The organism is Erythrobacter sp., from assembly GCF_036351135.1.
Classification (GTDB): domain Bacteria; phylum Pseudomonadota; class Alphaproteobacteria; order Sphingomonadales; family Sphingomonadaceae; genus Erythrobacter.
In genome coordinates this window covers 53,232-72,569 of record NZ_JAZBON010000009.1, presented here as the reverse complement: position 1 = coordinate 72,569, position 19,338 = coordinate 53,232, and the positions used below count along the sequence as shown (strand labels likewise).

Annotated in this window: 19 protein-coding genes; 13 read left to right on the top strand and 6 right to left on the bottom strand. The window is 65.0% G+C overall.

Translation table 11 applies throughout. From position 1 onward, the window contains the following. The first annotated feature begins 6 nt into the window (after window positions 1-6). From V2I30_RS01480 to V2I30_RS01470, 3 genes are all read left to right on the top strand, one after another. On the top strand, window positions 7-1,635 hold the full coding sequence (locus tag V2I30_RS01480; protein WP_330660292.1) for an FAD-dependent oxidoreductase: 1,629 nt from the start codon (window positions 7-9) through the stop codon (window positions 1,633-1,635). A gap of 66 nt (window positions 1,636-1,701) precedes the next feature. Further along, window positions 1,702-3,273, top strand: coding sequence for a hypothetical protein (locus V2I30_RS01475; RefSeq protein ID WP_330660291.1), 1,572 nt, complete (start codon window positions 1,702-1,704; stop codon window positions 3,271-3,273). A gap of 218 nt (window positions 3,274-3,491) precedes the next feature. After that, a complete protein-coding gene (locus V2I30_RS01470) occupies window positions 3,492-4,457 on the top strand; it encodes an endonuclease/exonuclease/phosphatase family protein (RefSeq protein WP_330660290.1) in 966 nt (321 codons plus the stop codon). An 81-nt stretch (window positions 4,458-4,538) separates the two neighbouring features. On the opposite strand, the gene V2I30_RS01465 is transcribed toward V2I30_RS01470, so the two are convergent. Continuing rightward, entirely contained in the window at window positions 4,539-4,901 is a 363-nt protein-coding gene (locus tag V2I30_RS01465) for a hypothetical protein (protein ID WP_330660289.1), read from the bottom strand. Window positions 4,902-5,014: 113 nt separating this feature from the next. After that, window positions 5,015-6,631, bottom strand: a complete 1,617-nt coding sequence (locus tag V2I30_RS01460) for a phosphoenolpyruvate carboxykinase (RefSeq protein WP_330660288.1) — start codon at window positions 6,629-6,631, stop codon at window positions 5,015-5,017. 450 nt (window positions 6,632-7,081) lie between these two features. On the opposite strand from V2I30_RS01460, the gene V2I30_RS01455 reads away from it, so the two are divergent. The 7 genes from V2I30_RS01455 to V2I30_RS01425 all read left to right on the top strand — a co-directional run bounded on the left by V2I30_RS01455 (window position 7,082) and on the right by V2I30_RS01425 (window position 12,640). Further along, entirely contained in the window at window positions 7,082-7,876 is a 795-nt protein-coding gene (locus V2I30_RS01455; RefSeq protein ID WP_442896890.1) for a response regulator transcription factor, read from the top strand. Window positions 7,877-8,042: 166 nt separating this feature from the next. Beyond that, the gene (locus tag V2I30_RS01450) at window positions 8,043-9,563 is read left to right on the top strand and encodes a sensor histidine kinase (protein ID WP_330660286.1); all 1,521 of its coding nucleotides are present in this window, start codon (window positions 8,043-8,045) and stop codon (window positions 9,561-9,563) included. A 9-nt stretch (window positions 9,564-9,572) separates the two neighbouring features. Further along, a complete protein-coding gene (locus tag V2I30_RS01445) occupies window positions 9,573-10,019 on the top strand; it encodes an HPr kinase/phosphorylase (protein WP_330660285.1) in 447 nt (148 codons plus the stop codon). Continuing rightward, the gene (gene rapZ / locus V2I30_RS01440) at window positions 10,016-10,945 is read left to right on the top strand and encodes an RNase adapter RapZ (protein ID WP_330660284.1); all 930 of its coding nucleotides are present in this window, start codon (window positions 10,016-10,018) and stop codon (window positions 10,943-10,945) included. Before V2I30_RS01445 ends, rapZ begins: the two co-directional genes overlap by 4 nt. A gap of 113 nt (window positions 10,946-11,058) precedes the next feature. Then, complete coding sequence (locus V2I30_RS01435; protein WP_330660283.1) at window positions 11,059-11,490, top strand: PTS sugar transporter subunit IIA; 432 nt, start codon at window positions 11,059-11,061, stop codon at window positions 11,488-11,490. A 16-nt stretch (window positions 11,491-11,506) separates the two neighbouring features. Then, window positions 11,507-11,785: an HPr family phosphocarrier protein gene (locus V2I30_RS01430; RefSeq protein ID WP_330660282.1), complete on the top strand. Its 279-nt coding sequence runs from the start codon at window positions 11,507-11,509 to the stop codon at window positions 11,783-11,785. Between the two features lie 39 nt (window positions 11,786-11,824). Continuing rightward, window positions 11,825-12,640 carry a TrmH family RNA methyltransferase gene (locus V2I30_RS01425; RefSeq protein ID WP_330660281.1) on the top strand — a complete coding sequence of 272 codons (816 nt, stop codon included), beginning with the start codon at window positions 11,825-11,827 and terminating at the stop codon, window positions 12,638-12,640. Here V2I30_RS01425 and V2I30_RS01420 read toward each other — a convergent pair. Further along, a complete protein-coding gene (locus tag V2I30_RS01420; RefSeq protein WP_330660280.1) occupies window positions 12,595-13,119 on the bottom strand; it encodes a VTT domain-containing protein in 525 nt (174 codons plus the stop codon). The genes V2I30_RS01425 and V2I30_RS01420 overlap by 46 nt on opposite strands. Before the next feature lie 215 nt (window positions 13,120-13,334). Next, entirely contained in the window at window positions 13,335-14,744 is a 1,410-nt protein-coding gene (gene rmuC, locus V2I30_RS01415) for a DNA recombination protein RmuC (protein WP_330660279.1), read from the bottom strand. A gap of 564 nt (window positions 14,745-15,308) precedes the next feature. On the opposite strand from rmuC, the gene V2I30_RS01410 reads away from it, so the two are divergent. Continuing rightward, complete coding sequence (locus V2I30_RS01410) at window positions 15,309-15,713, top strand: four-helix bundle copper-binding protein (RefSeq protein ID WP_330660278.1); 405 nt, start codon at window positions 15,309-15,311, stop codon at window positions 15,711-15,713. Window positions 15,714-15,934: 221 nt separating this feature from the next. Here V2I30_RS01410 and V2I30_RS01405 read toward each other — a convergent pair whose 3' ends face one another. Together V2I30_RS01405 and recR are read right to left on the bottom strand one after the other, a co-directional pair. After that, window positions 15,935-16,531: a peptide deformylase gene (locus tag V2I30_RS01405; RefSeq protein WP_330660277.1), complete on the bottom strand. Its 597-nt coding sequence runs from the start codon at window positions 16,529-16,531 to the stop codon at window positions 15,935-15,937. A 67-nt stretch (window positions 16,532-16,598) separates the two neighbouring features. Further along, complete coding sequence (gene recR, locus V2I30_RS01400; protein WP_330660276.1) at window positions 16,599-17,195, bottom strand: recombination mediator RecR; 597 nt, start codon at window positions 17,193-17,195, stop codon at window positions 16,599-16,601. 79 nt (window positions 17,196-17,274) lie between these two features. On the opposite strand from recR, the gene fmt reads away from it, so the two are divergent. After that, entirely contained in the window at window positions 17,275-18,180 is a 906-nt protein-coding gene (gene fmt / locus V2I30_RS01395) for a methionyl-tRNA formyltransferase (RefSeq protein ID WP_330660275.1), read from the top strand. Between the two features lie 102 nt (window positions 18,181-18,282). Beyond that, window positions 18,283-19,035 carry a tRNA pseudouridine(38-40) synthase TruA gene (gene truA, locus V2I30_RS01390; RefSeq protein ID WP_330660274.1) on the top strand — a complete coding sequence of 251 codons (753 nt, stop codon included), beginning with the start codon at window positions 18,283-18,285 and terminating at the stop codon, window positions 19,033-19,035. Window positions 19,036-19,338: the final 303 nt, after the last annotated feature.

The window sequence follows — 19,338 nt, the reverse complement described above, 5'->3', positions numbered from 1 at the left end:
GAACAGGTGGAGCAACTCGGAGAAGACCTTGAGACAATGCGGCGCGTGCCGCTCGCCGACCCGCATGTCGATGCGATCTGCGAGATCGGACGCGAGCGCAGCTATGCCAAGGGCGAGACCGTGGCTGAAATCGGGGAGCCGATGGACACCTTCGTCTACGTGCTCGAAGGCGAGATCGAGGTCGTCGACCCCTATACCGACGAGCGCCTGCTCGAAGCCTCGCTCGGCCCGACGCAATTCATGGGCGAGATCGGCTTTCTCAATCGCGGCACCAATTACCTGAAGATGCGCGCGGCCCAGGAAACCCGCGTGATCGAGGCCCCGCGCGAAAAGATGCTCGAGCTGATGACGCGCATTCCGGAGCTGTCCGACCATATCATCACCGTCTTCGCCGCGCGCCGCCGCCGCCAATTCGAGATGTCGAACGGCTCGGTGAAGATTATCGGGGCGGACCGCGATCCGGCGGTGCAGGAGGTCGAACGCTTCCTCTCGCGCAATCGTATTCCCTTCTCGAGCTACGACATGGACGATGGCGACAGCGAGACGCTGGAGGCGTGCGACATATTAAGCCACGAGCCCGGCGTAATCGTCGGCACCGACCGCAAACTGGACAATCCTACCCCGCGCAAGGTGGCGCAATTCCTCAATCTCGATCTCGATATCTGTTCGCAGCGCACGTTCGACCTGCTGATCGTCGGCGGCGGCCCGGCGGGCGTTGCGGCGGCGGTCTATGCGGGCTCGGAAGGGCTCGATGCGCTGGTGATCGAGGACATTGCGGTCGGCGGGCAGGCGGGCACGTCCAGCCGGATCGAGAATTACATGGGCTTTCCCACCGGCATCAGCGGCACCGACCTCACCTATCGCGGGCAGATCCAGGCGCTGAAATTCGGCACGCGTTTCGTCATGCCGCGCCGGGTCGTCGGCCTCGAAAAGCGTGAAGACGGGACATTTTGCGCCAAGCTCGACGATGACGACGAGATCTGCGCCAAGGCCATTCTCGTCAGCACCGGCGTGCAGTATCGCCGCCTGCCACTCGACCATCTGGAAGAGCTCGAAGGTCACGGCATCTTCTATTCGGCGACCGAGATGGAAGCGCGCTTCTGCCGCAACACCGAGGCGGTGGTCATCGGCGGCGGCAATTCGGCGGGTCAGGCCGCGATGTATCTCTCGCGCACCGCGCCGCATGTGCATCTGGTGGTGCGTTCGGGCAGCCTTGCCGATTCGATGTCGAGCTATCTCTCTCGGCGGCTGGAGGCGGACGCTCGGATCACCATCCACTACCAGACCGAAGTCACCGAGCTTCACGGCGAGGACTGGCTGGAAGCCGTGACCTTCACCGGGCCGGAAGGAGAGCGCCGGGTCGAGACACGCGCGCTGTTCATCATGATCGGGGCAGCGCCCAACACCGAATGGCTTTCGGGCCTCGTGGATGTGGACGATAACGGCTTCGTCCTGACCGGCGGCGATGTCGGCCGGGCGACCCCGTTCGAGACGGGCACGGACGGCATCTTCGCGGTCGGCGACGTGCGCGCGGGTTCGGTCAAGCGGGTGGCGAGCGCGGTCGGCGAAGGATCGGTCGTCGTCAGCCGGATCTGGTCCTATCTCGACGCTGCCGGACATATGGCCGACGGATAGAAGTCGCTTGCAAAATCATGGGCCGCTCAGGTAAAATTCACACCTGCACTGCGAAGGTCACCTTCTATGATTTCGCGTCACCTCACCGTCTTTGCGTTTCTTGTCGCATTTCTTGTCGCGGACCCGGCTTCGGCCAGATGGTACGAGGCGTCGAGCGACAATTTCGTCATCTATGCCGACGACAGCGAGAAGGACATTCGCGAATTCGCCCAGTATCTCGAGCGGTACCATGCCGCGATGGAGCTGCTGACCGGTCGCGAAGTCGATAAGCCGAGCCCGTCGAACCGTGTGACGATCTTCGCAGTCGGCGGCGAGCGCGACATCCGCAGGCTTACCGGATCGCGCTTCGTCGCGGGCTTCTACGTCCCGCGCGCCGGCGCCTCGCGTGCCTTCGTCCAGGATATTCGCAACCGGAACGGGAATTCTCTCGATTTCTCGATGACGATCCTGCTGCACGAATATGCGCACCATTTCCTGCTGTCGCAGTCGCGCTTCGCCATGCCGCGCTGGCTGAACGAAGGTGCCGCCGAATTCTTCGCCTCGGCCAGCTTCGAGCGCGACGGTTCGGTTTGGATCGGAAGACCGGCAGAGCATCGCTCGGGCGAATTGTTCTACGCCGCCAATATCAAGGTCCCCGAATTGCTGACCTATGGAGCGGACGGTGAGGATCGCAGGGACGCAAGGGACGCATTCTACGGACGCTCCTGGCTGCTCTATCACTACCTGACCTTTGCCGATGACCGCAAAGGCCAGCTACAGGAATATCAACGTGCGATCGTGGCAGGCGAAGGACCGCTCGAGGCGGGCAGGACCGCGTTCGGCGACCTCGATCGTTTGCAGGACGATCTCGACAGCTATCTCAGACAGCGGCGCATCAATGCGCTCAAACTACCGCCGGAATGGATCTCCATCGGTCCGATCAAAATCCGCGAACTGCCCGAAGGCGAGGCGGCGATGATGGATCTGCGCATCCGCTCGCAGCGCGGCGTCGACCGGGCGGAGGCGACCGAGCTTGTGATCGAGGCGCGGCGCGTTGCCGCCCAATATCCGAACGATCCAGGCGTGCTGACCGCGCTGGCCGAGGCGGAATACGATGTCGGCGAGGACGATGCCGCGATCCGCGCTGCCGATGCCGCCATCGCGCTCGATCCCACCCGGGCCAATGCCTACGTGCAAAAGGGCTACGCCATGTTCCGCAAGGCGGGCGATGCCGAGGATGAGGCGGCGGCCTACGACGAGGCGATGGCGCCCTTCGCCGCGCTCAATGCCATCGAAAACGACCACCCGTTGCCGCTGATCTACTATTATCGCAGCTACGCCGAGCGCGGCGCGCAGCCGCCGGAAAATGCCCGCCATGCGCTCGAACGCGCCGCCGAACTCGCGCCGTTCGATCAGGCGCTGTGGTTCAACGTCGCGATGATGCAGTTGCAGGAGGGCAAGATCGAGCTGGCACGCCAGTCGCTTCAGCCGCTCGCCGGTGATCCCCATGGCAGCAGCCAGGCTGAGCAGGCGCGCCGTCTTCTCGAATCGCTGGAAGACGCGACCGAGGGCAAGCCGGTCGCGATCAGGAGTGGGTCGGCCGAAATGGTCGCGGCGATCGAGGACAGCGACGAAAACGACGGTACGCAGGCGGACTGAGCGCTCTGATCCTGATCGCTCGAACGAATTACGGCGGTTGCCCGGTCGTCCGCCTGACACCCCGATCGTAAGTCGGGCGCCTCATGCTATAAGACGCAGCCAAGCACGCCGTTGCGCGCGCTATTGTTCCGCCGCTCGACAGCGCCTCTCTTCGAAAACTTGCAACTTCCCGGAACCGCCCGCCCCGGCGTGCTTTATGTTAAGGGAAAGGGGCCTTCATGAAATTTATAAAATGGATACTGATCGCGCTGGGGATCCTCGCCGTGATCGCAACTCTAGTCTCGCTCTTGCCGACCGACTACTGGCTCGTGCGCACCATCGATCTCGTGCGCGAACCGATGACCTATTTTCTCGCGCTCGTATTTGCCATCGCGGTACTTGTTCCGACCGGACGACGCGGGCTCCTTGCACTGCTCTTCGGTGTCGCCATCCTCGTCAATATCTGGCGCATCTGGCCTTATTCGGGTCTTGCGCCGACCGATATCGACCTTGTGGCGCAGACCGCGGAGGATCGCTGCTTCACCGCGCTTTCGGTCAATGTGAAAGTCAAGAACACGAAGTTCGATCAGGTCGCGGCGCAAGTTCGCGAGGTGAACCCCGATGTCCTGTTCCTGATGGAAACCGACCAGAAATGGATTGACGCGCTCGAGCCGACGCTGGCGAATTATTCGAGCGTTACCCGGCATCCGCAGCCCGAAGCGTTCGGTCTCGTCTTCGCGACCAACCTGCCGACGTCGAAGGTCAACGTGGTCGAGGATTCGAACCGCAACACACCGACGGTCTATGCGACGCTCCAGCCGGTCGGCAACCGCAGCGTCGAGTTCATCGGCCTGCATCCCAAGCCGCCCCTGCCCGGTTGGAACACCGAGGAGCGGGACGAAAACATCATCACCGCGGCGACGCAGACGCCCGACAGGCTGCCCGACGCCCTGGTGATGGGCGATTTCAACGATGTTCCCTGGTCGCCCACGACCTCGAAATTCCGCGAGCGCGGCGACTGGGACGATCCGCGCATCGGCCGCGGCACTTTCGCCACTTTTCCCTCCAATCTGCTGCTGCTCGGCTGGCCGCTCGATCACATGATGGTGAAAGGCGATCTGGAGGTCGAACGTTTCGAGGTCATGCCCGACAACGGCTCGGATCACCGCGCGGTCCTGGGCCGGCTCTGCCTGCCGCAAGGTTGAGCTGGACGGGGCGCGCCCCACCCGCTCACTCGCCTACGAAGAGACCGCCGCCCGTCCTTGGGACGCGCGGCGGTCTTTTCTCTATTTCCGGTTCAGGAAATTGCCGGCCATTCCGGCAATGTCGTCGATCGCACTGCCATCGCCGTCGCGGTCGAGCATCGATGCAAAGTCCGATAGCTGATCGCTCGTCTCGACCCGGCGCGTCATTTCGCCGAGCGCGCTTTCGCCGCCCAGCTGCGCGAGGATCGCCTGCAAAGCCGCCGGATCGAGCGGGCTTTTTTGCGATGCAAGTGCGACAGTGTCGCCTGGCTCGTCATGCGCCTTGCCAAGGGCCGCGAGCCCCTTTTCCGCCAGCGCCGGATCGATCCCGACCTTGGCAGCAAGAGCGGCAACCGTGTCGGGCGAACCCGAAACCTGTTTGAGAATCATGTCGAGCGCGCTCATATCAAAACTCCTGTGTTGCTGTATATCACAAGCCGAACGCGAGGGCCGCGCGCAAGGCTCCTGCTCTTTCGCCAATGCTGGCGATGCGCGGGGCCGGTGCCGGGCTGCGGCGTTCAAGCCGCGATTGGAGCTGCCGGCGCCGCCCGGCGCACGCTTTCATCGACATGCGGCTCGAACTCGGCGAAGTTTTCGATGAATAGCCGCACCAGCTTCTGCGCCGCTGCATCGTAGTCCGCGCCATCGTCCCAAGTGCTGCGCGGATCGAGGATCGACTGGTCGATCCCCTGCGCCGCCAGCACCGGGACGCTGACCGGCACGTCGAAACCGAAATTGAGATCCTTGCGATATTCCACATCATCCAGATCGCCGTCGAGCGCCGCGTTCAAGAGCGCACGGGTCGCCTGGATCGGCATGCGGTGGCCGGTGCCGTATTTGCCGCCGGTCCACCCGGTGTTAATGAGCCAGCAGCTGACCCCGCCGCTCGCGATCCGCTCCTTCAAAAGATTGCCGTAGACGCTGGGATGGCGCGGCATGAAGGGCGCGCCGAAACAGGTCGAAAAGGTCGCCTCCGGCTCGGTCACGCCGATCTCGGTCCCCGCCACCTTGGCGGTGTAGCCGGACAGGAAGTGATACATCGCCTGGTCCGGCGTCAGGCGCGCAATCGGCGGCAACACCCCGAAGGCATCGGCGGTGAGCATCACGACATCGCTCGGCACCGGCCCCAAGTTGTGTTCGCTCGTATTGGGGATGAAGTCGATCGGATAGGCGCCGCGTGTGTTCTCCGCGAGGCTGTTGTCGTCCAAGTCGAGCTCGCGCGTTTTGTCGTCCATCACTACGTTTTCGAGCACGGTGCCGAACCGCCGCGTGGTGGCGTAGATCTCGGGCTCGGCCTCTTCGGAAAGGCGGATCATCTTGGCATAGCAGCCGCCTTCGAAATTGAAGACCGCGCTGTCCGACCAGCCATGTTCGTCATCGCCGATCAGCGTGCGGCTGGCATCGGCGCTGAGCGTGGTCTTGCCCGTGCCCGACAGGCCGAAGAACACCGCGGTCTTGCCATCCGCGCTGATATTGGCCGAGCAATGCATCGGCATCACGCCCTTTTCGGGCAGAAGGTAGTTGAGAATGCCGAACACGCTTTTCTTCATCTCGCCGGCATAGCGCGTGCCGCCGATCAGGATCAGCTTTTCGGCCAGATTGACCGCGATCACGGTTTCGGAATGGGTGCCGTGACGGTCCGGATCCGCCTTGAAGCTCGGCAGGTCGATGATCGTATATTCGGGCGCGAAATGGCCGAGCTCTTCAACCGAGGGCCGCACAAGCATCGTGCGGATGAAGAGATTGTGCCAGGCAAGCTCGTTGATGACGCGCACATTGACGCGGTGTTCCGGCTGCGACCCGCCGAACAGGTCGGCGACGTAGAGCGCGTCCTTTTCGCGCAGCGCGGCCATGAAATCCGCCTTTAGCGCGGCGAAATGATCGGGGCTGATCGCCTTGTTGACGCGTCCCCACCATACGGTGTCCTCGGTGACCTCGTCGCGCACGATGAACTTGTCATTGGCACTGCGCCCGGTCTTCGCGCCCGTCTTGACGACCAGCGCGCCATGCTTCGAAAGCGCCCCCTCGCCAGCACACAGCGCCGCCTCGACTAGCGCGGGCGTGGTGAGATTAGGGTGGATCGTCGCGGGGGTATCGATCCCCTGCGAATTCAGCGATTGTGCAAGCGGGGTCAAGCCGTCGGCCTCCAGTGAAAGGCGCCAGGCGTCGAAGACCGCCTTGGCGCGCGAAACGCGTCGGAACGGGATCGGCGCCGGACGGCATCGCGCAGTGCGAATGCCGCCTCCGACCCCTCGCCGCGCCGCTTCATGCCAGCCCGACGGGGCGTCTTCGATGCGCAGATCCCAATTCAGACAATCGGGCATAGTTAGAGGTTCGGGCGCCGTCAAACGCGCGCAAAAATCGCTGCGTTGCATCAATTTTCGCCAGTTCTCTGCCGCATATGCGAAGAGGGGCGCGCCCGCTGTTTGATTGTCACCGCGCGGCGATCGCGCTACCCTTCGCAAGAGCGGCCAATCGCGGCGCGCGGCATCAATACGACGACATGAATTCGAAGGCGAATGACAGGCGAAACCACTCATACCGATCCGGCGCAGGCGAACATCGAGCAGGCCTCCGATTCTGCTATGGAACAGGACGCCGCGACCGATCCCGCGACACGCCCCAGCGACGCGGAGAGTGACGCCGTGCCGACAAAGGGCGGCAGCCGCGCGGTCGAGATCGCGCTGGTCGACGATGATCGCAATATCCTCACCACCGTCTCGATCGCGCTCCAGGCTGAGGGGTTCGTCACCCGGCTCTATTCAGACGGCGAGACCGCGCTGAAGGCGTTGATTGAGAACCCGCCCGATCTCGCCGTGTTCGATATCAAGATGCCGCGCATGGATGGGATGGAATTGCTGCGTCAGGTGCGCGCCCATTCGCCGCTGCCGGTGATTTTCCTAACCAGTAAAGACGACGAGGCCGACGAGGAAGCAGGGCTGGAACTGGGCGCCGACGATTACATTGCCAAACCCTTCAGCCTGCGCCTCTTGACCGCGCGCATCCGCGCCATCCTGCGCCGCGCCGAGCCGGAGCGCGCGCTGGGCCACGAGACGAGCGCGCCCGAGCCGGTCAATCCGAGCATCACGAGCGGCCGGCTGTTCATGGACCCGGCCCGCCACCACGTCGCCTGGGATGGCAAGCCGGTGAGCCTGACGGTGACCGAGTTCCTGATTCTCGAAGCGCTCGCGGCGCGGCCCGGCGTCATCAAGAGCCGCAACCAGCTGATGGATGCCGCCTATCCCGACGACGTCTTCGTCGACGATCGCACCGTCGACAGCCATATCAAGCGCATGCGTCGCAAGTTCCGCAGCGTCGATCCCGAATTCGGCGCGATCGATACCCTCTACGGCGCGGGCTACAGCTTCACCGATGGCTGAGAGCGCGCATGGCGTCGGCACAGGCATGGGTAAGGAACGGGCCGCCGAACCCTCAGCGCCGGGACAGTCTCCAACTTCGTCACGGTCGGTTCGGGCCGCCAGCGCGCACCCCCCCAAAGCTGCCCCTCCCCAAGCTCCGGCCTCCCGGCCCATCGGGATCGGCGACATGCGCGACAGGGCCGGACGGTTCTCGCTCACCGCGCGTATCCTCGTCGTCAACATTCTGCCGCTGACGCTGCTTTCGGGCGGGCTGTTCTACCTCGACACTTACCGCACCCAGTTGATCGACGAACGCTTCAAGCTCGCCCGAATCGAGGCGCAGATCACCGCCGAGGCGCTGGCCGGGGCGACCCGCGACCGGCAGGAGGCGCTGCTGGTGCAGATCGGCCGCGAACAGCGCATGCGCATGCGTATGTTCGATGCCGAAGGACGGCTATGGGCCGATAGTTTCGCGCTCGCCGAACCCGCCTTCGAGCTCGACGACATCACCGACGACACCTGGAACCAGCAATGGGCGCGCTGGCTCGATCGCTTCGTCGATACGATCGTCAGCGCCGAGGCGGTGCCCGATTACGTCGAACCCGAGGCGCAGACCGTCGATGCCTGGCCCGAACTGGTGCAGGCGCGCGAGGACGGCCTGTCGCAGGTGCGGCTCTACGACTGGCGCGACGGCACGCCGGTCATCACCGCCGCCGCCCCTGTCGGGCTCAACGGCGCAACCCTGCTGACGGTGCGCAACGCGGTGGACATCACCGAAAGCGTGCGCGCGGCGCGCACCGCACTCGTGATCGCGGTGCTGGGCGTGCTCGGCGCCTCGGCGCTGCTCTCGCTCTATCTCGCGCGAACCATCGTCACCCCGCTGCAATTGCTCGCGCGCTCGGCCCAGCTCGTGCGGCGCGGGCGCGAACGCGACGTGGAGGTCCCACGCCTGCCCGAACGCGGGGACGAGATCGGCCAGCTCGCGCGCTCAGTTTCGGACATGACGCTCGCGCTGCGCCAGCGGATCGACGCGGTCGAGAGCTTCGCCGCCGATGTCGCGCACGAGATCAAGAACCCGCTTGCGAGCCTGCGCAGCGCGGTCGAGTCGCTGCCCAAGGTGACCGACGCCGACACCAGGCGCGAGCTCGAACAGATCGCGACCCACGATGTGCGCCGGATCGACCGGCTGGTAAGCGAGATTTCCGATGCCAGCCGCATCGATGCCGAGATGAGCCGCGCCCGGCGCGAGCGGATCGACTTGGCCGATCTCGTGCGCGCCATCATCGGCAGCCGCGAACATCGCGCCGAGAACCAGGATCACCGCATCGAACTGAGCGCGCACGGTCCCGGCGCCGAAGTGCGCGGGGTCGGCGCGCGGCTCGAACGGGTGGTAGAGAACCTGCTCGATAACGCGGTCTCCTTCTCCCCACCCGATGCGCCGATCGAGGTCGCGATCGAGAATGACGGCAACTGCGTCAGCATGACCGTGTGCGACAGCGGACCGGGCATTCCCGAAGAGGCGCGCGAAAAGGTGTTCCAGCGCTTTCACTCGGTGCGCCCGCCGGGCGAGGATTTCGGCAACCATTCGGGCCTCGGCCTCGCCATCGCCCGCACCATCGCCGAAGCCCATGACGGATCGCTCGTCGCAGAGGCGCGTCCCGACGGAGCGTCGGGCGCCTGCCTGACGCTTCGGCTGCCGGTGGCATAGGAGGCGATAATGCTGATCCAGGCCAGCGCCGTCGAAATCGGAGGGCGGGCGGTCCTTGTCGAAGGGCCGCCGGGAAGCGGAAAATCGAGCCTCGCGCTGGCGCTGATCGATCGCGGAGCGCGGCTGATCGGCGATGATGGCGTGCGGCTGTCGCGCGAGGGCGATACGCTCATAGCCGCGCCGCCGCCGAACATCGCCGGGCTGCTCGAAATACGCGGTGTCGGCCTCATCACCCTGCCCGTCTGCGAAGCCGCGCCCGCGGCCCTCATCCTGAACCTCGTCGAGACGGGTCACGCCGAGAGGTTTCCCGAGCGCCTGATCGCTCGCGACATTCTCGGCGTCGAGATCCCGATCCTGCCCTTCGTCCCTGGGCACAAGGCCCCCGCGATCCGCGCCGAATGGGCGCTGAAGGTTCACGGCCTGGCCGTCGGCGCGATGGCCGAGGAGGCGACGTGACCGCCGACCCCACACCGCCCACTGAAGACGACAGGCAGCGCCTGCTGCTTGTCACCGGCCTTTCGGGCGCGGGCAAATCGACCGCGCTCGACGTGCTCGAGGATCTCGGCTGGGAGACGATCGACAACTTCCCCGTCCGCCTGCTCGAACGGTTGGTGGGTGAAGAGGGCGACGGTCCGGCGCAGAGCCGTGCGCCGCTGGCGATCGGCTTCGATTCGCGCACCCGCGGCTTCGTCCCGGGCGAGATCATCGAGCTCGTGAAAACGCTGACCGCACGCGGCGACATCGCGCTCACCTTCCTGTTTCTCGATTGCCAGAGCGCCGAGCTCGAGCGCCGCTACAACGAGACTCGCCGCCGTCACCCGATGGCGCTGGGCCGGATGGTGGGCGAAGGGATCGCCGCCGAGAGGGAATTGCTGGAGCCGCTGCGCCGTTGGGCCGAGATCGTCATCGACACGACCGAGCTCACCGTCAACGATCTGCAGACCCGGATTCGCGAAATCTTCGCCGATGAGAAACCCGCGCAGCCCAGCCTCACCGTCTCCAGCTTCGGTTTCGCGCGCGGCATGCCCCCGCTGGCCGATTTCGTCTTCGACATGCGCTTTCTCGACAATCCCCACTGGGTCGAAGGTTTGCGCGAACTTACCGGTCTCGATGCCCCGGTCGGTGAACATATCGCCGCCGATCCCGCCTTTTCGCGCGCTTTCGCCCTGATGTCGGAGCTGCTGCTCGACCTGCTGCCGCGCTATGACGAGCAGGGCAAAGCCTATATCCACATCGCTTTCGGCTGTACCGGAGGGAGACACCGCTCGGTCTACACCGCGCACCGGATGGCGGACGTCTTGCGCGGCGCGGGCTTTTCGCCCACTGTCCGCCACCGCAATCTGGGTTCGCGCGCCGCCGATGCGATCGAAGGCGATATGTGAGCTTGCCGGTTGGTACGCATGTTACGATACCAGGACCAAGGACCGATCCCCGAGATGACGCTTCCGACCAAAGGTGCGCATAGGCGTGGGGACATGAGGGAACCACACCGCGCATGATCGGACTGATCCTGGTCACCCACGGCCGTCTTGCCGACCAGTTCGTCGAGGCGATGGAGCATGTCGTCGGCCCGCAGGACGGCATCGCGACGGTCTGCATCGGCCCCAATGACGACATGGAGCGACGCCGCGCAGATATCGGCAATGCGATCGGTGCGGTCGACAACGGCAAGGGTGTCATCATCCTGACCGACCTGTTCGGCGGCACCCCGTCCAATCTCGCGATCTCGCTGCTCGAAGCCGGGCGCGTCGAAGTGATCGCGGGGATCAACCTGCCGATGCTCATCCGCCTCGCCGGCGCGCGCAAGAAGATGGGCGTGGTCGAAGCCTGCCATGCCGCGCAGACCGCGGGCCGCAACTACATCACCGTCGCCAGCGAACTGCTTGGCGCCGAGGACGAACCGCGCGCGGCGAGCGGCGGGAATTAGGCGCGATGGGGGCTATGTGAGCGAGCTGCGCCGAACCGTCACCATCGTAAATAAGCGCGGCCTCCATGCCCGCGCGAGCGCCAGGTTCGTCGGCGCGGTCGCCGCCCTCCCCGAAGGCGTCGGCGTGCGCGTGGCCAAGGACGGGCACGAGGCGGCGGGCGGATCGATCCTCGGCCTGATGATGCTCGGCGCGGCGCGCGGCGACAGCGTCGAGCTGATCGTCGAGGGCGACGACAGCGAAGTCGTTATGGCGCAGCTTGCGGGCCTCGTCGAAGACGGTTTCGGCGAGGAATGACCCCCGCCGCGCCGCGATGCGTGTGAGGTGGGGTGAACCATGCGCAGGCACATCACCGGCTTTTCCAACCCACGCGTCAAGCACTGGCGCAGCCTGCGCGACAAGAAACATCGCCGCCGCGCCGGCGAATTCCTGGTCGAGGGCCTGCGGCTGCTCGAAGATGCACGCGAAAGCGGCCGCCTGCCGCGCGAGCTGATCATGGCGGAGGGCCGCGATCCGCATCCGCTGGTGGTGCAGCTCGAGCAGGCAGTGGCGGCGGCGGGCGGCACGATCCTCACGACCACGCCCGACATCCTCGCCAAGGTCACCGGCAAGTCGAATGCGCAAAGCGTGCTCGGCGTGTTCGAGGAATGGGAGACCGATCTCGCGCGCCTTAAACCTGCGGACGCGCCGCTCTGGCTGGCGGCGCAAGATCTGCGCGATCCCGGCAATCTGGGCACCATGCTGCGCACCTGCGATGCGGTGGGCGCGGGCGGTCTGATCCTGGTGGGCGACTGTGCTGACCCGTTCAGCGCCGAAGCGGTGCGCGCGAGCATGGGCGCCTGTTTCACCGTCGGCCTCGCGCGGGCGAATTGGGAAGAATTCCTCGGCTGGACGCGCGCGGGCGGCGCGCAATTGGTCGCCGCCAGCTTGCGCGACGCCGTCCCGTATCGCGGCGCGCCCTACGCGGCGCCATGCGTCATCCTCGTCGGCAACGAATCCCGCGGGCTTCCGGACGTTTACGAAGCGGAATGCGACCTGCGGGTGACCATGCCGATGCGCGGCCGCGCCGATTCGCTCAACGCCGCGGTGGCGGGCGCGGTGCTGGCCTACGAAGTCCTCGCGAGCCTGGAGAACGCGACGCCGGCGAAGTAGAGCGCCGCGCCCAGAAGCGGCACACCGATGGCTGCGATCAGCGCGATCCGCTCGTTCTGGCCCTCGCCGAAGAATTGTCCGATCCCGACATAGCCGAGCGAGAGCAGCGCGTTGGCGCTGCCGATGGCGATCACGAACCGCCTGAAGGGGTAGCGCGCGATGCCGGATGCCACGAGGATTACCTCGCCGACCACCGGCACGGGCCGGGTGGCGAACAGCAGCAGTGCGGAGATTGCGCCCGCGCGTTTCTCGGCCGCCGCCATATCCGCTTTGCCGACGATCCTGGCGGCGAGCGGGCGTCCGGCGAAGCGTCCGATCGCGTAGGAAATCGAACTCGCGCCCATCAGGCCGAGCCAGGTCGCGGACCACTCCGCCGCCCACGGCAGAGCAGCGCCAGCCAGCGCGCCGACAAAGCCGTGCGGGATGGCTGCAACGCTATCGAGCAGCAACAGGCCGATGACGGCGAGAAAGGCGAGCACGGGCGACAGCGCGCCCAGTGCAAGCGCTTGCTCGATCGGAGCGTCCGCAAAGGGATAGAGCAGCGCAATCGGCAGGACGAAAAGCGCCAGCGCGATGCCGAAGATGCGCAGCCACCGGCGGGTTGCGGGCGAAAGAGCGATGGCGGCGCCTCCGATCGGTGATTGCCCGCGCGTGATGCCCTAACGAGGCCGAAGCGCAAGGCCGGGCGGAATAGCTATTCCGCCGCGTCGCGGGTATCTTCGCTCCCATCTTCGAGCTTTGCGACATCGTCATTGTTGTAGCGCGGCGTGGCCTCTACCAGCGGCACATCCTCGATCTCGCGCTTGCCAATCTCGATGCCCTTCTCCGCCAGACGGCGCCCTGACGAAAGCACATTGCGCTCGAAGCTGCCAACGAACTTGTTGTAATTATTAACCGCGGTTTCGAGGCCCCCGCCGACGCGCTTCATATGTTCGGCGGCGACCGCGAGGCGATCGTACAGTTCCGCGCCAGCGCGCCCGATCTCGGCGGCTTCCTCGGCCATCTTGTCCTGCCGCCAGACCTGCGCGACCGTGCGCGCGATCGCGACGAGATTGGTCGGTGTGGCGAGCAGCACCTTGTTGTGGAACGCGAAATCCCACAGCTCGGGATCGTGTTCGAGCGCCGCAGCGACGAAATGCTCGCCCGGCACGAACATCACGACATAGTCGGGCGCATCCTCGAACTGGCTCTGATAGCCCTTGCTGCCGAGCGTCTGGACATGGCCGCGCATGGACTTTGCGTGGAGGTCGAGATGCCGCGTGCGTTCGGCTTCGTCGTCGGCCTCGAACGCCGCCTGATAGGCGTTCAGCGAGACCTTGGCGTCGATCACCAGCTTCTTCTGCCCCGGCACGTTAACGATCGCATCGGGGCGCTGGCGCCCCTCCTCGGTTTCGATCGATTGCTCGAGATGGAAATCGGTATGCTGGGCGAGCCCGCATTGTTCGAGCACGTTCTGCAGCGCCCGCTCCCCCCAGCGCCCCCTCGCCTTGGGCGCGTTGGTCAGCGAATTGCCCAGGCGCTGGGCTTCGCGGCGCACCTCGTCCTGCGACAGGCGCATATCCTCGATCTGCTGATGCAGGCGCGAAAAGGCATCCGAGCGCTGGCGTTCGAGCGCGCCGACCTGATCTTCGTATTTCTGCAGGCGCTCGCTTACAGGCTTGAGAAGGCTCGCCACCGCCTCCTTGTTCTGCGCCTCGGCCTCACCCAGCCGCCTGGTCGCCTCGCTCGAGAAACGCTCTCGCGCGGCTTCGAGCACTTTGGCTCCGGTATTCTCGAATTCCTTGAGCAGGCCGGCGCGCGATTCCTCGAGCAGGCGCTTCTGCTCCTCGAAACCGGCGCGTTCCGCCTTGAACGCGGCATTCTCGCCGCGGACCTTCTCGAGCTCTTCGTCGAGCCGATCGGCCCGCCCCGCCCGCTCATTCGCCGCTGAAAGCTCGATTTGCGCTTCGCCCAGCTCGGCCACGGCGCGCTTGAATTCCTCGTCGCGCGCGCCGAGTTGCGCGCGTAGTTCTGCTGCCGGTTTCGAACCGAGAAACCAGCCGAGCCCTGCCCCAGAGAGCAACGCGACAATGGCGACGACCGCTATTAGAACTGCTGTTTCCACATCTGCCTCACAGCGATGGGGTGTGGGGCATTAAAGCCCGCACACCCACTTCGCTTTCGTTTGCAGCGTAATTGCATTGCGCGCGGTCATGATTGGCCAGTGATCTTCGAACCTCAGTTCAAAGTTCCGTACAGCTTGCCAACGACGCTTGAACGCCGTTGATGACTCACAAACAAAACGACCGTCTTGATCTCGGCACTCCCAGACCCAGCCAGCAACACGCTCACGAAGCGAGATTTGCCAGTATGGCATCGCTCATCTCCGCTATGGTCGAGCATAGCACTAAGATCGTCGCTTGGCTGTCATCGGCAGGTTTTAGGTTATGTCTCGTCGGCCTTTTTGGCTCTGTCCGAGGGATGCCATCCATCTGCAAGGCTACAGCTCAGATCGGGGATCGTCTGCGCGCGATTTACTCGCAACCACAGGTCGCTCTTTGCCTGTAGTCTCACGTTTCATAACGGAATGAGCTCGATTTACCAATGTATTGCCGCACATCTCCACAGGTCCCGGAACCAATCCCCAGCCCCGTTCGCTCATCGGACAATGACAAGAGGAGAATACGCGATGTCGATCAAGGAAATGATACAGGACCACCCACAGGTTGGGGAGGATTACAATTCGGATCTGGGCGAGGCGGTGAAGCACGCGATGTATGGTGCGGCGATCATGAATTCGTGCGCGGATGCCTGCCTTGCGGAGAGTAATGCGAGCGAGCGCGCCGAGTGCATCCGCCGGTGCCTCGACGCTTCCGACGCCTGCACCGCCTTCTACCGCATGGGTTCGCGCCGCACGGGGCAGAATGTGCTCGCGATCCGCGCGATGGGCCTGGCGACGATCGTCGCCTGCGAACAGTGCCGCGACCTGTGCGCGATGCATGACGACCGCCATTGCCGTCGCTGCACGCAAATGTGCGAAGAGGTGATCCGCGACGTCAAGGCCGCATTGGCGCGGATCAAAACGGAGGGTTAGGAGGCGGGTCCTTCGAGACGGCCTCAGCCTACGGCTTCGATCTCCTCAGGATGAGCGGGTGAGGGAGAAGGAGTATCGACGCCAGTGGCGTCGCGAGGGCGACCGCCCGCCCCCTTCGACTGGCCGGCAAGCCAGCCGCTCAGGATAAACTACGGTGCCCCGAAGCGTAGCGTAGGGAACAGCACCGAGGACGAAGGCGCGGATGCGCCTTCGCGACACAACTACGCCGCTGCGCGCAATTTCTTTAGCTTTTTCAGTGCCATCTGACGCTTCAGACGCGAGAGGTGGTCGATGAAGAGAACGCCTTCGAGGTGATCCATCTCGTGCTGCAGGCAGGTTGCGAGCATGCCTTCGAGCTGTTCCTCATGGTGATTTCCCTCGAGGTCCTGATAGCGCACCGTGCAGGTCGCGGGGCGATCGATGTCGGCGAAGATCTCGGGCACCGAAAGGCAGCCTTCGTTGAAGGTCGACATCTCCGGCGCGGGATCCACGATCACCGGGTTCACGAAGACGCGCGGCTGCCTGATCCGAGGCGGCTCCATGTCGTCTGCCGCCTCGCCTCCCTCGTCATTTGCCGCATCCTCGCTCGGTTCAGGCGGTTCCCAGTCGGGATCGTCGGGCTGAAGATCGATCACCAGCACGCGTTTGGGCACGCCGACCTGGATCGCGGCAAGGCCAATGCCAAGCGCGGCGTACATGGTTTCGAACATGTCCTCGACCAGTTGCTTCAGATCGGCGTCGAACTCGTCCTCGCCGACTGGCTCGGAGACGACCTTGAGCCGCGGGTCGGGCACTTCCAGAATTTCGCGAATAGCCATTCGATTAAAATAGGGCCATGCGGGGCAAAGCTCAAGGGAGCCCTGCGCCCCGAATTCGCCCCACTCTCTACTCCACCGGCCTGCGCGCTCGCAGCGCCTGCGCCAGCGTGCCCTCGTCGAGATAGTCGAGCTCGCCGCCCACCGGCAGGCCGTGCGCCAGCTGGGTGATGCGCAGCTTGTGCGGCTCGAGCCGTTCGGCGAGGTAATGCGCGGTGGTCTGTCCCTCGAGCGTCGCGTTCATCGCCAGCACTACCTCGTCGAGCGCGCCGTCTTCGACGCGGGTCATCAAGGCGGCGATGTTGAGGTCTTCGGGGCCGATCCCGTCGAGCGCGGAGAGCTTGCCGCCAAGCACGTGGTAGCGTCCCTGGAACAGGCGCGCACGGTCGAGCGCCCAGACATCGGCCACATCCTCCACCACGCACAGGCTCTTCGCATCGCGCTTGGGATCGGCGCAGATGCCGCAAGGGTCGCTGGTATCGACATTGCCGCAGATGCTGCATTCGACCAATCGCTGCGAAACCATGTCGAGCGCTTCGAGCAGGTCGGGAAGCGCCTGCGAGCGGTTCTTCACCAGCCACAGCACCGCACGCCGCGCCGAACGCGGACCGAGGCCGGGCAGCCGCGCGAGGGCCTGGCTCAACTGTTCGATCTCTTGCGATGCCATGGGGCGGGAGATAGGGGCGCTTCGAGAGATTTTACAACCCAATCTCCTGCCCTGCCCGCAGGGAGGGGACAGGAGCACGATGCGCATCATTTTCATGGGAACGCCGGATTTCGCGGTGCCGGCGCTGGTCCAGCTGCACGGGGCGGGTCACGACATCGCCTGCGTTTATTCGCAGCCGCCCAGCCGGTCGGGGCGCGGCAAGGTCCTGCGCGCATCGCCGGTCCATGCGCGGGCCGAGGCGCTGGGGCTGGAGGTGCGCACGCCCAAGTCTTTGCGCAATGAGGACGCGCAGGCTGCGTTTACCGCGCTGAAGGCCGATATCGCGGTGGTCGCGGCTTATGGGCTGATCCTGCCACGCGCGGTGCTGGAGGCGCCGCGTCATGGTTGTCTCAACATCCACGCTTCGATCCTGCCGCGCTGGCGGGGCGCAGCGCCGATCCACCGCGCGGTGATGGCGGGGGACGAGGAGACGGGAGCGACGATCATGCGCATGGAAGAGGGGCTCGATACCGGGCCGATGCTGCACATCGTGCGCACGCCGATCGGGAACAAGACGACCGGGGAGCTGACCGCGGAACTGGCAGAGCTCGGCGCAGGCGCGATGGTGGAGGTGCTGGCGAACCTGGAGGGCTACGAGGCGCAGCCACAGGACGACGCTCTCGCCACCTACGCCCCCAAGATCGACAAGGCGGAAGCGCGCATCGACTGGTCGCGGCCTGCGGGTGAGCTAGTGCGGCATGTGGCGGGGCTCGCGCCGTTCCCGGGGGCCTGGTTCGAATACCGCAACGAACGGATCAAGTTGCTGCTGGCCGAAGAGATCGGGGCGAATGGCACGCCGGGCGAAGTGCTTGATGAGCACTTCACCATCGCCTGCGGTGAAGGAGCCCTATGCCCTTCGCGCCTGCAACGCGCCGGCAAGCCGGCGATGGACCGCGAGGCGTTCCTGCGCGGGCGGCCAGTTGAGGTGGGGACGGTGCTTAAGTGACCGACCCCCTCCACTGTCATCTCCCTGAAAGCGGGGATCCAGGGCTAGGCAGCGCTACACGACCCTGGGTTCCCGCTTTCGCGGGAATGACCCGTTAGCCCCATGACCCGATTCGCGCTTACCATCGAATTCGACGGAACCCCTTTCCAAGGCCTCCAACGGCAGAAACACGGGCCGTCCGTCCAGCAGGCAATCGAGGAAGCCATCGCGCGGATCACCGGCGAGGATGTGCGGTTGCACAGCGCCGGGCGCACTGATGCGGGGGTGCATGCGCTTGCCATGCGTGCCCATGTCGATCTGACAAAGGACATCGCGCCCTTCCGCCTGGCCGAAGCACTCAATGCCCGTCTGCGCCCCGCCCCCGTCGCCGTCCTCGATTGCCGTGAGGTGCCCGCGGACTGGCACGCGCGTTTCTCCTGCACCGGGCGGCGGTATCTCTACCGCATCATCAATCGCCGCGCTCCGCCGACCCTCGCGAAGGACCGTGTCTGGCACGTCCCGCAGCAGCTCGATCACGAGGCCATGCACCGCGCCGCGCGGGCCCTTGTCGGGCGGCACGATTTCACCACCTTCCGCTCCGCCCACTGCCAGGCGAAGGATCCGGTGAAGACGCTGGACCGGCTCGACGTCGAGAGGGATGGCGATGAGATACGCATCCACGCCGAGGCGCGCAGTTTCCTGCATCACCAAGTGCGCTCGATGGTCGGCTGCCTCAAGCTCGTCGGCCAGGGCAGCTGGGGCGAGCGCCGGATCGCCGACGCGCTCGAAGCGAAGGACCGCAGCGAATTGGGGCTTAACGCGCCGCCCCATGGGCTGTATTTCGTCGAGGCGACCTATCCGGGGGATGACGAATAGGCATGACGAAGTGGTACAAGATACCGACGACGGCGCGGATGACCCAGCGCGAATACGATGCCAATCTGCGCGGGATGAACATCGTTTTCGGCGCGGTCCTGGGCTTCGTCCTCGCTGGAACGAGCGAGCTTTCGCTCTATGACTTCTGCTTCGTGCTCTTCTTCAGCGCGGCGATCGTCATCTCGATCCTATATCTCGCTTACAGCCCCTATAAACTGTTCTACGCCGGTCTCACCGCGTTCGTGATCTGGTCGTTGCCGAATATGCTCGTGGATCCGATGGAGATCGCGCCGCCGCCACGAT